This window comes from Cryobacterium sp. (assembly GCF_025463825.1).
In the GTDB taxonomy this organism is placed as follows: domain Bacteria; phylum Actinomycetota; class Actinomycetes; order Actinomycetales; family Microbacteriaceae; genus Cryobacterium.
The window spans coordinates 16797-30556 of record NZ_JAODBG010000024.1 but is presented as its reverse complement, the minus strand read 5'-3'; the positions used below and the strand labels follow the sequence as shown (position 1 = coordinate 30556).

The 13760-nt window shown below is 69.7% G+C and carries 13 protein-coding genes; 6 read left to right on the top strand and 7 right to left on the bottom strand.

Annotated elements, in window-relative coordinates:
* Window positions 1–15: 15 nt before the first annotated feature.
* Window positions 16–1905 (top strand): hypothetical protein, encoded by a 1890-nt coding sequence (locus JWP54_RS02835; protein ID WP_297366915.1) that lies wholly within the window; start codon window positions 16–18, stop codon window positions 1903–1905.
* Between the two features lies 1 nt (window position 1906).
* Here the strand turns inward: JWP54_RS02835 and JWP54_RS02830 are convergent, their stop codons facing one another.
* The 3 genes from JWP54_RS02830 to JWP54_RS02820 form a co-directional block, all read right to left on the bottom strand.
* On the bottom strand, window positions 1907–3190 hold the full coding sequence (locus JWP54_RS02830; protein WP_297366912.1) for a hypothetical protein: 1284 nt from the start codon (window positions 3188–3190) through the stop codon (window positions 1907–1909).
* 79 nt (window positions 3191–3269) lie between these two features.
* Window positions 3270–4574: an O-antigen ligase gene (locus JWP54_RS02825; RefSeq protein ID WP_297366909.1), complete on the bottom strand. Its 1305-nt coding sequence runs from the start codon at window positions 4572–4574 to the stop codon at window positions 3270–3272.
* Window positions 4571–5884, bottom strand: a complete 1314-nt coding sequence (locus tag JWP54_RS02820; protein ID WP_297366906.1) for an O-antigen ligase family protein — start codon at window positions 5882–5884, stop codon at window positions 4571–4573. Before JWP54_RS02820 ends, JWP54_RS02825 begins: the two co-directional genes overlap by 4 nt.
* Window positions 5885–5998: 114 nt before the next feature.
* Here JWP54_RS02820 and JWP54_RS02815 point away from each other — a divergent pair, with 114 nt between their 5' ends.
* Window positions 5999–6310 carry a rhodanese-like domain-containing protein gene (locus tag JWP54_RS02815; protein ID WP_297366903.1) on the top strand — a complete coding sequence of 104 codons (312 nt, stop codon included), beginning with the start codon at window positions 5999–6001 and terminating at the stop codon, window positions 6308–6310.
* Between the two features lie 70 nt (window positions 6311–6380).
* On the opposite strand, the gene JWP54_RS02810 is transcribed toward JWP54_RS02815, so the two are convergent.
* The 3 genes from JWP54_RS02810 to JWP54_RS02800 all read right to left on the bottom strand — a co-directional run bounded on the left by JWP54_RS02810 (window position 6381) and on the right by JWP54_RS02800 (window position 9571).
* Window positions 6381–6824: an SRPBCC family protein gene (locus tag JWP54_RS02810; RefSeq protein WP_297366900.1), complete on the bottom strand. Its 444-nt coding sequence runs from the start codon at window positions 6822–6824 to the stop codon at window positions 6381–6383.
* Between the two features lie 4 nt (window positions 6825–6828).
* A complete protein-coding gene (locus tag JWP54_RS02805; protein WP_297366898.1) occupies window positions 6829–8313 on the bottom strand; it encodes an NAD(P)/FAD-dependent oxidoreductase in 1485 nt (494 codons plus the stop codon).
* Window positions 8314–8392: 79 nt separating this feature from the next.
* Window positions 8393–9571 carry an acyl-CoA dehydrogenase family protein gene (locus JWP54_RS02800; RefSeq protein WP_297366895.1) on the bottom strand — a complete coding sequence of 393 codons (1179 nt, stop codon included), beginning with the start codon at window positions 9569–9571 and terminating at the stop codon, window positions 8393–8395.
* 133 nt (window positions 9572–9704) lie between these two features.
* On the opposite strand from JWP54_RS02800, the gene manA reads away from it, so the two are divergent.
* The gene (gene manA, locus JWP54_RS02795; protein WP_297366892.1) at window positions 9705–10997 is read left to right on the top strand and encodes a mannose-6-phosphate isomerase, class I; all 1293 of its coding nucleotides are present in this window, start codon (window positions 9705–9707) and stop codon (window positions 10995–10997) included.
* On the opposite strand, the gene JWP54_RS02790 is transcribed toward manA, so the two are convergent.
* Window positions 10910–11959, bottom strand: a complete 1050-nt coding sequence (locus JWP54_RS02790; protein WP_297366889.1) for a GlxA family transcriptional regulator — start codon at window positions 11957–11959, stop codon at window positions 10910–10912. The genes manA and JWP54_RS02790 overlap by 88 nt on opposite strands.
* Before the next feature lie 101 nt (window positions 11960–12060).
* On the opposite strand from JWP54_RS02790, the gene JWP54_RS02785 reads away from it, so the two are divergent.
* The 3 genes from JWP54_RS02785 to JWP54_RS02775 all read left to right on the top strand — a co-directional run bounded on the left by JWP54_RS02785 (window position 12061) and on the right by JWP54_RS02775 (window position 13692).
* The gene (locus tag JWP54_RS02785; RefSeq protein ID WP_297366886.1) at window positions 12061–12192 is read left to right on the top strand and encodes a hypothetical protein; all 132 of its coding nucleotides are present in this window, start codon (window positions 12061–12063) and stop codon (window positions 12190–12192) included.
* Between the two features lie 51 nt (window positions 12193–12243).
* Complete coding sequence (galE, locus tag JWP54_RS02780) at window positions 12244–13209, top strand: UDP-glucose 4-epimerase GalE (RefSeq protein WP_297366883.1); 966 nt, start codon at window positions 12244–12246, stop codon at window positions 13207–13209.
* A 147-nt stretch (window positions 13210–13356) separates the two neighbouring features.
* Window positions 13357–13692 (top strand): WhiB family transcriptional regulator, encoded by a 336-nt coding sequence (locus JWP54_RS02775; RefSeq protein WP_297366880.1) that lies wholly within the window; start codon window positions 13357–13359, stop codon window positions 13690–13692.
* Window positions 13693–13760: the final 68 nt, after the last annotated feature.

The following is a 13760-nucleotide window of genomic DNA, read 5'->3' as shown; positions in this document are numbered from 1 at the left end:
TTGTAGGGTGGGGCAGTGACAGACGCGCGAGTGGCCCAGGGTTCAGCGCTGCGCCGGGTCGCCTCCGGTGTGGTCGTGGTGGCCGCGCTGGTGCTGCACCTTCTCGCCCAGGCCGGCATGTACCTGGCAGTGCCCGGGTTCTCCCTGAGCCGGTTCCGCGACTACTTCGTGCACGACCAGCTCGGCTATCTCGCCATCGTGAAGAACTTCTCTGAGGGCGAGTTCGCCGCCGTCGAGCCGGACACCGAAACCGGCGCCATCAGCTACCCGCGGATGTACTACGAGGCCATCGGCCTCGTCGCGCGGGCGACCGGCTGGGACCCCATCGTGGCCTGGAACATCTGCGGCCTGGCCGTGCAGCTCGTGCTCGTTGCCCTGCTGGCCGTGATCCTGATCGGGCTGAGCCGGCGCTGGTGGGTGGGCCTGGTGGCCCCGCTGCCGTTCATGCTCGGCACCTTCTCCACCTACACCGTCGCCGACTGGTACACCCCGCTCGAATCCCACGCCCTGATCTGGGGGCCGTTCGCGCTGTTGCACACCCTCAACGGCGAGACCGTGTCGCTGTCCATCGCGGCGATCTGCCTGCTGGTGCTGGCCCTGCTATGGCTGCGGCCGGCCCGGACCGGCACCCGGGTGCTGCTGACCACCCTGATCTGCCTGGTCCTCGGCGGCCTGGCCAACGTGCAGACCTATTCATTCATCGCAGCGATCTACCTGCTCGCCTTCGGACTGGCGACCTGGGTCATCCTCCGCGGCCGCCACATCGTGCTGGCCGAGCTGTCGGCAGCCCTCATCCCGGTGGTGTTCTGGCTCGGACCCACCGTCGCGGAGGAGGGCGGCCAGCTGCCGACGCTGGTCTTCGGGCTGCTCCCCGCCGTGCCGGGCATGATCGCCCTCATCGTGCGCAGCCGCGGGTGGGTGCTCCTGTACTGCGTCGCCGTCGTGGGCGGCGCCGCCCCCCAGGTCGTCGGAACCATCAACGGGATCGTCACCGGGGACCCGTTCCTCGCCTACCGGGTGGCGTCCAACAGCAAGCTCGGCGTCCCCCTCGACGTCGGGATGATCTCGGGGCTGGCCTTGATCGTTCCCCTGGCCGTCATCCTGATCGCGGCGATCCTGCGTCGGCGCCCGGTCTGGGGGGCCTATGCCATCGGAGCGGCCGTCGCCTGGGTTCTGCTGGGCACCAACGATGTCTGGGGGGCCAACGCCGAGCCGTACCGGCTCTACATGGATGTGTTCTTCCTGCTGGCGGCCACCATCGCCCCCGTGCTGGTGATGGTGTTCTCCGGCCTCTGGAGCGCGCGAACCGTGGCTGCTGACGAGAAGGTCGCAGCGGATGGGGCACCGGCCCCTCTCCAGGCCGGCCGGCACGCCGCGGTGCGGCGGCCGCGGCGCGGGAGAGGGGCCGGGTCGCGCTGGATCGTCGTCGTGGCCGTGCCGCTCGTCGTCGGAGTCGCGGCGGTGTCGCTCACCGACTGGTGGACCTTCTACCAGAGCGACGTGGCCACCGCCCTGATGACCACCGACACGCCCAAGGACCAGGCCGCGACGAAGCTGGCGCTGCAGTCCGCCGAGGAGCACCCCGACGCCCTGATCATGGTCGACTTCTGCGTCGACCCGCGGGTGCTCAAGGTTACCTCCGGCGTGCCGATCGCGTATTACCACCTCGGCATGGCCTGGCCCACCGAGTACGACGCCGTTGCGACCATCGTGTCCAGCCGGCTCGGGGGAAACCTCGACCGGGACGCGGCCATCGAGGCCAATGCCACTCAGGTGATCACCGACAGCGAATGCGGTGACTTCTGGAACGACCGGTACGCGGCCGACCTCGAGGAACAGGCCAGCCTGCCGTACACCGACGCCGACGGCACGAGCGGCACCATCACCCTGTGGGGCCTGCGGTAGCTCAGGCCCGAGCGGGTTCGGTCTTGTGCACGACCGCGAGGTAGACCGCGTGCACGAGCACGCCCACCGTCGGTCCGACCAGCAAGGCGAGCACGGTCTTCTCCACGAAGCCAAGCGGAAGCAGCAGGCAGACGACGGTGGTCGCCGCGGCGGCGATCCAGCCGGCGCTGAACGCGGCGTGCGCGTTTCGGGAGAGCACGGCCGGAGCGCTGACGCACAGCGCGCCGACGAGGGCGCTGGAGAGCACGAACGTCGCGATGAGCCAGTCTGCCGGCACCTCTTCGTTGGGGAAGGCGAAGGCGAAGATCGCGGGGCCGAGCAGGTAGCCGGCGACGGCCAGCACCACGCCGATGGCGATCACCGCGGCTTCGAGCATGAGCAGGGTGCGCCAGAAGTGCGCGGCCCTGGCCCGGAAGAACACGATCAGGAAGCTCTGCAGGGCCATTCCGACGACGATGAGCGGAGCGCGGGTGAGGGTGGCGGTGGCGATGACGAGCCCCATCAGACCCTCCGGCTGTCCGGGTGACGTGAGCTGCAGGATGAGCGGGAAGCCGCTGATCATCAGGCCCATCGCGGAGGCCGCGACGATGGTGCGGGACACGTTCCAGGTGAGTTGGGGCAGCGACACGTCCAGGCGGGTCTTGCCCACGATGCGCGCCCGGGCGAACGGCCACACGGCGAGCACGGCGACGGGGAACGGTATCGCGATGGCCCAGGCGAACGTGGCGGCATCCGGCCGGAGATACGCCGCCAGGATCACCAGCACCAGACGCAGCAGGCCCTCGATGGAGATCAGGGCGAACAGGGCCTTCCAGTGCCCGACGCCGTAGAGGGAGCCGGCCAGGACGGCCAGGGGCACATAGGACGCGGCGCCGACGGCGAGGGGGACGACGAGTGCCCAGCCGTGGTCGGGGAACACCGCGGCCTGCCACAGGGGCGCGGTTCCGAGGACGGCCACGAAAACGACGACGGATGCCAGTGCAGCGAACTTCCCGGCCTGGCCGGCACGCGTGGTGTCGCCGGGGCGCCTCGCCTGGGTCCCGCGGGTGATCTCCTGCTGGATCCCGGTGAGGGCGGCGGCGACCAGGAAGGTGAACGCCCAGAACACCGCGAAGGTGGCGTACGGCCCGAATCCGATCAGGTTGGGCACCCACACGGTGATGAGGTATCCCGCGATCCCGACGAGCCCGGTCGCCGCGACGATCAGGATGAAGCCGTTCCCGGCGTTCGGGCTCGCCGGGGCGAGAGTGGGCTGGTCCTGGTCCGGCTCTTCTGTGTGACTCACGTGCACGGGTCTCGCTTCCATCGACTGGTTCGTTCCATTCTGCCCGTCGGGGCTCCCCGGTCGCGCCGTCCCGCTCGTCCTAACCGTCCAGGTGGATCCGCGGGCTGGGCTTCAACTGGCGCCGCCAGCTCTGACCCTGCGCGGCCTTGACCGAGCAGATCAGCAGCAGCAGCCAGCCGGATTCGACGAGCACCGTGCTTTCCGCCGCCGAGGTGACCAGCAGGGCCACCAACACCAGCGGCGACCAGACGTACACGACGGGGCGCTTATTCGAAGCGAGCAGCCACGACCGGATGAAGGCCAGGGTCACCAGGGTGAGAAAGGACAGGAAGCCGACGAGGCCGACCTGGAAGTACACGTCGAGAAACGCGTTGAGCGCCGAAGTGTGTTCGGTCCTGGTGACGAAGTCGAGCCAGCCGTACGGGCTCACGTCCTGCGGCCAGGAGCCCGCCCAGCCCCAGCCCTCGAGCGGATGCAACTCCACGAGCCGCCACATCTCGAACCACAGCGTCGACCGGGTTTCGAACTCGCTGCCGGCATTGAGCAGGTCGATAATGCTCGCCCGGCCGATGAAGACCAGCAGCGTCGTGACGAGCACGGTGCCGAGCAGGCTCAGCTGCAGCAGCCACCGGTTCTCGGGGGGAGTGCGGCGCAGCCAGTACAGGGCCAGCGCGGCGATGGCCACGGCGCTGGCGACGACGACGAAGACCGGGGAATGGGTCAGGAGAACGCCGAGAGTGGCCAGGGCGATCGATGCGGCGGCGCGGCCGGGGCGCACCGAGCGGGAGCGCAGCTCGACGAGGAAGCTCACCCCGGCGATCAGCGACACGAGGCCGAGCACGTTGCGCGAGCCGAAAACACCCTGGATGGGACCGAGCTCGGCGATGTTTCCCTGCACGCCGAGGAAGGCGATCGGGAGATCGAGCAGCAGGCCGCTCAACACCTCCAGGGCGATCGAGAGGCCGAGCAGCACCCGAAGGACGTCACCGGTGGACCGCACGATCTGGATGGTGTCGCGCACGAGGGCCACGTAGATCGCCAGGTACGCGAAGGTGAGCTGGTAGCCGATCCCGAGTACGGTTCGGCCGGCGTAGCCGCTCCAGAGCACCGACAGGGCGCACCAGATCAGGAACACCAGGATCGACACCGGCAGGATGCCGTGCCATTCGATGCTGCGCCGACGGGCGATGAGCGATGCCGTCGCGAGCGCGACCAGACAGGCCAGCGCGCCGAGCAGGCCCGGCCAGCCCATCAGGCTGCGTAGCAGGTGCGTCGCGAAGGCGAGCCCGAGGATCAGGTGGGTGAGGGTCGCGCTGAATCTCGGAGAGGAGAACACCGCCGAGATCGCCGCCGGAACCTGCGGCGGCCGGGCGCGGTCGGTCATCGCCTGCCCACGCCGAGCAGTTCCTCCGCGGCGCTGGGGCGCTTGGTCTTCACCGCGAGCACCAGCAACAGCACCCAGCCCGATTCGACGAGGATACGGCTTTCGGCCAGGCTCTGCGCGAGGAGGGCGACGATCAGGAGCAGCGGCAGCAGCGCCGTCATCGAGTACGGCGCCGTGTCGGCGATGCCGAGGCGGGGCCGGTCGACCGCCAGGAACCAGGAACGCCACAGGGTCGACACGGCGAGAGCGCCGAAAACGATCAGGCCGAGGACGCCCAGCTGGAGCCAGACATCCAACCAGGCGTTGTGCGCCTGCAGGTACTGCACGCCCTTGCGCACGGCGAGGCCGTCGAACGGTTCGACCCACGGTGCCCAGTAGCTCACCCAGCCCCAGCCCGCGACGGGCCGTTGGCCGGCCAGCTCGATGACCCGGTTCCAGATGTCGAAGCGGCCGGTGAGGTCGTCGCTCTTGCCGAGCAGGCCCAGCAGCGTCGACGAGAAGGCGACGACGCCGACCACGACGGCCGCGACCAACGCGGCGGCGGTCAGGTACAGCCCGCGCCGCCCGAGCGGTGGTACCCGGCGGGCCCAGAGCGCGAACACCAGGGCGACGACCACGGCGAGCAGTGCGACGGAGACGGTGGCCGACCGGGTCAGCCACAGCATCACCAGCGCCAGGACGACCCAGAAAATGCCGCGGCCGCGGGCGACGGTCCCCGCGGCCAGCTGCACGGCGAACACGATCAGGGCCAGGAGGGCGATGAATCCCAGCAGGTTGCGGCTGGCTACGATGCCTTCGACGGGTCCGCCCTCCAGCAGCAGGCTGCGCGACCAGTAGAACGCGGCGGGGATCTTGCCGCTGTACTCGACCCAGAACGGTAGCACGGCGTGCCCGATGAACACGGCGATGAATGCCTCGAAGAGCAGCGACAGGGCGAGGACCACCCGCAGGGCCACCGCCAGGGTGCGCAGCAACTCGGTCCAGGACAGGCACAGGGCGATGAACAACGCGGTGATGGTCGTGATCCACTGCAGGGTGATCCCCAACGCGCTCACGCTCGGGTAGGCCGACCAGGCGATCGACACGGTCGCGAGGAGCATGAAGCCCACGAGCGACTTCGGGAACGTCCGCCAGGCCCAGGCGGGTTTGGTCGACACCAGGAACCAGGCGCTGGCGACCACGATGATCACGGCGATGGCGCCGAAACCCCACCAGCCGAGCAGGTTGCGCCAGAATTGCCCGGCCAGCACCGTGAAGAACACAAGGGTCGCGAAAAGACGAACAGGGAGACGGCTCTGCACGACGGGCATGTGACTAGGGTACTGGGGCGACCTCTCCTCGACTCGCGGAGATCTGTTGATACCGTGTGGGTACTAGTCGTTGGGAAGCCGGGCACCGGTTCCCGCCCGAAGGGACACCAGCACATGATCGATATCTCCGTGACCGACCTTTCCGCGCTGACCGACCCCGTCGTGATCGACGTACGCGAACCCTTCGAGTGGGAAGCCGGCCACGCGGCTGCGGCGATCCACATTCCACTCGGCGACCTCGTTGACCGGGTCGGGGAGGTGCCCACGGAGGCCCCCGTCTATGTCATCTGCGCCGCCGGTGGTCGCAGCCTGCAGGGTGCGGCGTTCCTCGAGAGCCGCGGTGTCCAGGCGGTCAACGTGGCGGGCGGCATGACCGCGTGGCAGCAGGCCGGCCTGCCCACCGTCCAGGGCGGCGCCACGGTCTGACTCGCGCGCATCGCGCCTATCCGCCGGTCGAGCGTGTCGAGACCTCGTGACATGCGCGTGTGTCGCGCCCCTAGTCGAGGCCGGCCCCGCCCTCGGCGAGGTAGGCGAGGCGCCGCAACGTCTCGGTGTTACGGGCGCCGATCGCCGCATCCCGCAGGAACGACGGCACGAACCGCCCGGGTCCCGCGGTGGCGTCCTCGGTGATCCGCACCACGCAGCCGTGCTCCCGTGGCTTCACATCGATGGCCACGTGCGCCTCGCCGATCGGCCAGCCGCGCGCCTTGAGTAACGCATGCCGGGGCGGATCCCACTCCAGGACCGACGTGGAGTCGTCGATGAGTGCCGGCCACACCCCCACCGAATGGTGGATGGCGCTGCCGCTGGCCGGCCAGGCCGCATCCACGTTCCGGATCCGGGACGCGCCAACGACCCAGCTGGGATACAACCAGCCGTCGGCGAGCACGGCGAAAACTTTTTCCGGAGGACAATCAAAGGGGCGGTAGTTGACGGCCACGGTGTCACCTTTCGTCGGGCAGGGTGGGGGAGAGGTCCGGCGCGCTGGACACGCCGAGGTCGTGCCGGAGCGCGCTGAGCGCAGCATGCCAGCCGGCCAGGCCGTGCACGCCCGGTCCCGGCGGGGTCGACGACGAGCACAGGTACACCCCGGCCAGCGGGGTGCGCCACGGGTCGGCGGAGAGCACGGGGCGGGCGAGCAGCTGGCGGATGCTGATCTCCCCGGCCGAGATGTCGCCGCCGACGTAGTTGGGATTGTGCGCCTGCACGTCCTGGGCGCTCCGACCGGCGGAGGCGAGGATCGTGTCGCGGAAGCCGGGTGCGAAACGCTCGATCTGCCGGGTGATCGCCTCGGTCTGGTCGACCGTTGAGCCGCGCGGCACGTGCGTGTACGCCCACAGCACATGCTTGCCGGCCGGGGCCCGACTGGGGTCGCTGCCGCTGGGCTGGGAAACCAGTACGTAGGGATTCTCGGCGTGCCGTCCGCGGGCGACGGCGTTCTCCGCCCGGCGGATCTCTGCCCGGGTGCCGCCGACGTGCACGGTGCCGGCGGCGGGCAGCCCGGCGGCCTGCCAGGGGACCGGGGCGGACAGTGCGAAGTCGACCTTGGCGACGGCGTTGCCGTACCGGAAGCGACTCAGCCTGCGAGCGTAGGTGGCGGGAAGGTCGCTCCCGGCCATCCGCAGCAACGCCCGGGGGGTCACATCCAGCAGCACCACCCGGGCCGGCGGCAGGTCGCTCAGTCGTCGCACCGGGGTGGACGTGACGATCTCACCGCCGTGCGCGACCAGGTCATCGACCATCGCCGTCACGATCGCGCCGCTGCCGCCCACCGGCATGGGCCAGCCGCCGGTGTGCGCGTAGGTGGCCAGGGTGAGGCCGGCTCCGGCCGTGGCGAGGCTCGGCAGCGCCCGGATCGTGTGTGCGCTGACGCCGGTGAGCAGGGCGGGCGCGGCCTGGCCGCTGAACCGCCAGTTCCACAGCGGGCCGCCCTGCTCGAGAGCGCGCAGGCCGAAGCGCAGCGCCGTCGCCGGATGCCGGGGGAGGCGCAGCAGTTGGTTGCCGGTGAAGTCGGCGACCTGCTCGGCGTGCTCCACCAGGGGGGCGAACAACCGGCGCCAGGCCGGGCCGTCCCGGCCCAGCTCGGCCACGGTACGGGCAAGGCTCTGATACGCCAGGCCGGCGGTGCCGCCGGGCAGTGGATGCCCGTAGGACACCTCCGGCACGACCAGGTCGATGCGGTCGGCGAGGCCGAACCGGCGGAAGAACTCGGAGGCCAGCGCCATCGGGTGCACGGCGGAGCAGACATCGTGGTGGAAGCCGGGCAGGGTGAGCTCTGCGGTGGCCGCGCCGCCGCCGACGTGCGCCGCACGTTCGTAGACCCGCACGGACAGGCCGGCCCTGGCCAGGGTCACGGCCGCGGCCAGGCCGTTCGGTCCGGAGCCGACCACGATCGCGTCGATCTCGGGCGCACCCCGCTGCACGCTCATGCGGTGGTGCCGTGCCCGTCGCCGCCCGCAGTTGCCATGGTCCTATTCTCGCCCCATCGCCGCGTCTGCGGCGGGATGTTCAGACGAACGCCGCCAGGCCGGTGATGCTGCGGCCCACGATGAGGGTGTTCATCTCCTGGGTGCCCTCGTAGGAGTAGATCGCCTCGGCGTCGGAGAAGAACCGGGCGATGTCGTAGTCCAGCACGATCCCGTTCCCGCCGAACAGCTCCCGGCACCAGGCCACCGTCTCACGCATCCGGGACGTGGTGTACGACTTCGTCAGCGCCGAGTGCTCGTCGTGCTGGGTGCCGTCGTCCAGCATCTGCGAGACCCGCACGACCATGCCCAGGCTGGCGGTGATGTTGCCCAGGCTCTTCACGAGCAGGTCCTGCACGAGCTGGTGGCCGCCGATCGGCTTGCCGAACTGCACCCGCTCGGCGGCGTAGCGTACCGCGGCCTCGTAGGCCCCCATCGCCAGGCCGACGGCCGCCCAGGACACCTCGGCGCGAGTGAAGCGCAGCACCCGCGCCGTGTCCCGGAACGAGTTGGCCTCCTGCAGCCGGTTGTGCTCGGGCACAGAGACCTCCGTCAGGGTGATGTCGGCGTTCTGCACGGAGCGCAGGCTGATCTTGCCCTCGATCTTGGTGGCCGTGTAACCGGGGGAGTCGGTGGGCACGATGAAGCCCTTGACGGCGCCGTCCGCGGTGTCCTTGGCCCAGACGATGGTGATGTCGGAGAAGGTGGCGTTGCCGATCCAGCGCTTCTGCCCGTTGAGCACCCAGGTGTCTCCGGTCCTGGTCGCTGTCGTGCGCAACCCCTGGGCGGAGTCCGAGCCGCTCAGCGGTTCGGTGAGGGCGAAGGCGCCGACGATGTCGCCGGCGGCGAGCTTCGGCAGCCATTCCGCCCGCTGCCCGGCCGAGCCGCAGGCGGCGATCGACCCGGCGACCAGTCCGTTCTGCACCCCCACGAAGGTGGCGACGGATGCGTCGACTCGCGCCATCTCGAGCGCGACGAAGCCGCGGAACACCGCGGAATTCTTGAACGGCCGGGTCTCCTCCCAGCCGAACGAGTACGCGCCGAGGGCGCCGAGCGGCTTGACGATCTGCGTCGGGAACTCGGCCCGCTCCCAGTAGCCGTTGACGACCGGCCGTACCTCGGCTTCCAGGTAGTCGCGAATCCGCGCCAGCGCCGCCTTCTCGTCACCACTGAGAAGGTTCTCGTATCCGAAGAAATCACTGCCGAGCGGCTCGAGGGTCATCTGTGCTCCATTGCGACGAGGACTGGCCGGCCGCGCGAGCGCTCCGACCGGGACTTTCAGCCTAGGTCGGCGACGGCGGTTGCGGGAAAACGGTTGGTAGTTTGGTCTAAACCATTCGACTCAGGAGCCAAGCATGTTTGTGGGCATCAGCAACACACCGCGTGACTACGCATGGGGTTCTCCCACCGCAATCGCCGACCTCCTCGGCCGCCAGGCGTCCGGAGGGCCGGAGGCCGAATTGTGGCTCGGCGCGCACCCCGGCTGGCCGTCGCAGATCACCCGGCCGGAGCTCACCGGGGGCGCCGCAAACCTCGCCGAGTGGATCCGCGCGAACCCCGCCGCATCGCTCGGCGCCGAACTCGCCCCCACGGCACGACTGCCGTTCCTGATGAAGATCCTCGCCGCGCACAGCCCGCTGTCCCTGCAGGCGCACCCGTCGCCGGAACGCGCCGCGGCCGGGTACGCCCTGGAGAACGCCGCCGGCATCCCGCTGACCGCCGTCGACCGCAACTATCGCGACCCGTTCCACAAACCGGAGATCATCTTCGCGCTCAGCGACACCTTCGAGGCCCTGTGCGGTTTTCGCGACCCGCGTCAGGTCCGGTCGATCCTCGCCGAACTGCGCGCACTCGACGCGACCATGGACGACCCGCAGCCCGCGGCGCTGCTCGGGCTGGAGAACCGTCTGGTCGGCGACGACGCGTTGCACGACGCCGTCGATTGGCTGCTCCGCGATGGGCGCGGCGGCGACTCCGGGGAGGTGTCCTGGCTGGTTGAACGCGTCGTGGCGCTCGCCGAACGGGCGGCGTTCCTCATCGATGGCGGCGCCCAGGTCAGTTTCGCCGCCGAGTTGGCCACGGTGCGCTCCCTGGCAAGCGCCTACCCCGGCGACCCCGGCATCGTGATCTCGCTGCTGACCAATCTGGTGTCGCTGAAGCGCGGCGAGGTGTTGTTCCTGCCGGCCGGCAACATCCACGCCTACCTGACCGGTCTCGGCGTCGAGGTGATGGCCTCCTCCGACAACGTCCTGCGCGGCGGGCTCAGCCCCAAGCACATCGACGTCGACGAGCTCCTCGAACTGCTCGACTTCACGCCGCTGCCGGTGCCGTACCTGGCCCCCGAACGCCACGCCGACGGCGTCGCCGTGTACCGGCCCGACGTGCCCGACTTCGAGCTGGCCCACATCGAGGTGCCGGCGGACGGCGCGGCCGGGGCCGCCGCCGGCGTGCCCATGCGGCAGGTCACCCTCACCGGGCCTGCCATCGCCATCTGCACGGCCGGCCGTTTCCTGGTCGCGGGTGCGACATCCTCGCTCACGCTCGCCAGGGGAGAATCCGTCTACATCACTCCCGACGAGGGAACGCTGACCTTTGCCGGCTCGGGCGAAGTCTTCCTGGCCACCACCCCGGACTCCGCCGGCGCGTAGCCCGCCGGCGCGGGGCGGCGCCGGCCGAAGGTACGGCGGTAGGCCGTCGGCGTGGTCTGCAGGGTGCGCACGAAGTGGTGCCGCATCACCGCCGCGCCACCGAACCCGGTCTGTAGCGCGATGAGGTCGAGGGTCCCGTCGGTCTCCTCGAGCAACTGCTGGGCCAGGATCAATCGTTGCCGGTTCAGCCACGCCGTCGGCGTGGTGCCCAGCTCGGCCCGGAAGCGGCGCGCGAAGGTTCGCGGCGACATCAGGGCGCGGCGGGCGAGCTGGTCGACGGTGAGGTCCTGGTCCAGGCTGCGGAGCATCCAGTCGGTGATCTCGGCGAAGGAATCGTTGCGTTGCTCGGGCATCGGCGCCTGGATGAACTGGGACTGGCCGCCGTCCCGCTGCGGCGGAACCACCATCCGCCTGGCGATGACGTTGGCCGCCGTGGCGCCGAGCTCCCGGCGCACGACGTGCAGGGCGGCGTCGATACCGGCCGCGGTCCCGGCACCCGTGACCACGCGGTTGTCGTCGACGAAGAGCACGTCGGGGTCGACGGTCGTGTTCGGGTAGGCCTCGGCGAGGGCGGCGGCGTACATCCAGTGCGTGGTGCTGCGCCGACCGTCCAGGATGCCGGCGGCGCCGAGGATGAACGCGCCACTGCAGACGCTGAGAACCCAGGCGCCCCTGGCCTCCGCGTCCCGCACCACGCGCAGCACCTCCGGGTGGATCTCGGAGCCGGCCTCGTAGGCGGGGATGGCGATCAGGTCGGCGTCGGCGGCGGCGGCCAGGTCATCGTGCACCACGATGTCGAAGCCGATCTTGGTGCGCAACGGCCCGGGGGCGGCGGTGACGACGTGGAAATCGAAGACGGGACCGCCCTGGTCCGACCTGTCGATGCCGAACACCTCACAGATCACGCCGAACTCGAACGGGGCCATCCCGGGGATGGCGACGCAGACGACTTTCTTAAGCATGGCTTCTCCGTACGGTGTGGCAGGAATGTGTCGGTAAGCGGCAACTCTGCCACTGGTGGCAGGATGTCGCAAGGCTTACTTTTACTGCCATGATCCTGTTTATGAGTGTCCTGGTGGCCCTGGTCATCTGGGGTGTTGCGGCGAGCATCGTCGCGGTGCGCTCCGACGGCCTGAACGATGTCGAACTTGCCCGGCGCAACCGGCATCCCGAACCGTTCCCCCGCGGGCGATAGTGTGGTCTGGAACGGCAGCACGCGGCTGCCTGGAAAGCGCAGGGGCACCACATGGCTTGGCTTGTTACCGGAGGGGCCGGCTATATCGGCTCCCACGTCGTCCGCGCGTTCCTGGCAGAGGGGATCGACGTCGTCGTGCTCGACGACCTGTCCAGCGGTCACGCCGAGTTCGTCCCGGCCGGGGTGCCGTTCGTCCAGGGAACCCTGCTCGACACGGGCCTGATCGCGAAGACCTTCGCCGAACACTCCATCAGCGGCGTCGTGCATGTCGCCGGCTTCAAGTACGCCGGGGTGTCGGTGTCCAGGCCGCTGCACACCTACGAGCAGAACGTGACGGCGACGGCACTGCTGCTGGCCGCCATGCAGGATGCCGGGGTGGGCCGCATCGTGTTCTCGTCGAGCGCCGCCGTCTACGGCACCCCGTTCACCGACCTCGTCACCGAGGAGACCGCGAAGAGCCCCGAGTCGCCGTACGGCGAGTCCAAGCTGATCGGCGAGTGGCTGCTGCGTGACCAGGCGGTGGCCGCCGGCCTCGCCCACACGTCGCTGCGCTACTTCAACGTCGTCGGCTCCGGAGCGCCGGAGCTGCGCGACACCAGCCCGCACAACCTCTTCCCGATGGTGTTCGAGGCTCTTCTGGACGGCCGAACCCCGCGCATCAACGGCAACGACTACAAGACCGACGACGGCACCTGCGTCCGTGACTACATCCATGTGGCCGACCTCGCTGTGTCGCACGTCGCTGCGGCCCGCCGGCTGGACGCCGGCCAGGAGATCGCCCCGGTCTACAACCTCGGCAGCGGCGACGGCGTCTCCGTCGGCGAGATCATGAGCACCGTCGCGGCCGTCACCGGTATCCCTTTCACGCCGGTGATCGGCCCTCGCCGCACGGGCGACCCCGACCGCATCGTCGCGTCCGGCGAAATGGCCGCCCGGGACCTGGACTGGAAGATGCGCCACAGCCTCGAAGACATGGTCCGAAGCGCCTGGGAGTCCCGGCAGGCAGCCGCCGTCTGACCCGACGACACGATCAGGGCACGTGGGCGAGTCGTAACCCTCCAGCCCGCCTTGAGGGTTTAGCATCCGCGACTTGACGCAGGCGAACTACACGGGTGTAATTAGTTCTAGCGCGGAAATGTGCAGAAGCTGATGGGTGGAGGCGATATGACGTTGTCCGAATATCGTTCCGGAGTACCCGACGACTGGTTTGTAGACCCAGTCCGTCTCGGAGTGCCCGGAGTGCGCAAGCAGCCCCCGGCGGACGACGGCGCCGATGACAATCCTCTGGCCTGGCAGTCCGACTCGCTCTGCGCGCAGACCGACCCTGAGGCATTCTTCCCCGAAAAGGGCGGCTCGACCAGGGATGCCAAGAAGATCTGCGGCTCCTGTGAGGTTCGACCGCAGTGCCTGCAGTACGCCCTCGCCAACGACGAACGCTTCGGCATCTGGGGCGGACTGTCCGAGCGCGAGCGACGTAAGCTCCGCAAGCGCGCGGGCTGACCGGGCCCCACCGGCTGGGCTCGTTTTCGGGGCGCGCCTGCCGCTTGGGCGGTGCACACGGATAACCG

Coding starts and splice junctions, on each gene's coding strand:
- JWP54_RS02820 (WP_297366906.1), bottom strand. CDS start 5,884: ATGCCCGTCGTGCAGAGCCGTCTCCCTGTTCGTCTTTTCGCGACCCTT.
- JWP54_RS02825 (WP_297366909.1), bottom strand. CDS start 4,574: ATGACCGACCGCGCCCGGCCGCCGCAGGTTCCGGCGGCGATCTCGGCG.
- JWP54_RS02815 (WP_297366903.1), top strand. CDS start 5,999: ATGATCGATATCTCCGTGACCGACCTTTCCGCGCTGACCGACCCCGTC.
- JWP54_RS02785 (WP_297366886.1), top strand. CDS start 12,061: ATGAGTGTCCTGGTGGCCCTGGTCATCTGGGGTGTTGCGGCGAGCATC.
- galE (WP_297366883.1), top strand. CDS start 12,244: ATGGCTTGGCTTGTTACCGGAGGGGCCGGCTATATCGGCTCCCACGTC.
- manA (WP_297366892.1), top strand. CDS start 9,705: ATGTTTGTGGGCATCAGCAACACACCGCGTGACTACGCATGGGGTTCT.
- JWP54_RS02775 (WP_297366880.1), top strand. CDS start 13,357: ATGACGTTGTCCGAATATCGTTCCGGAGTACCCGACGACTGGTTTGTA.
- JWP54_RS02800 (WP_297366895.1), bottom strand. CDS start 9,571: ATGACCCTCGAGCCGCTCGGCAGTGATTTCTTCGGATACGAGAACCTT.
- JWP54_RS02805 (WP_297366898.1), bottom strand. CDS start 8,313: ATGAGCGTGCAGCGGGGTGCGCCCGAGATCGACGCGATCGTGGTCGGC.
- JWP54_RS02790 (WP_297366889.1), bottom strand. CDS start 11,959: ATGCTTAAGAAAGTCGTCTGCGTCGCCATCCCCGGGATGGCCCCGTTC.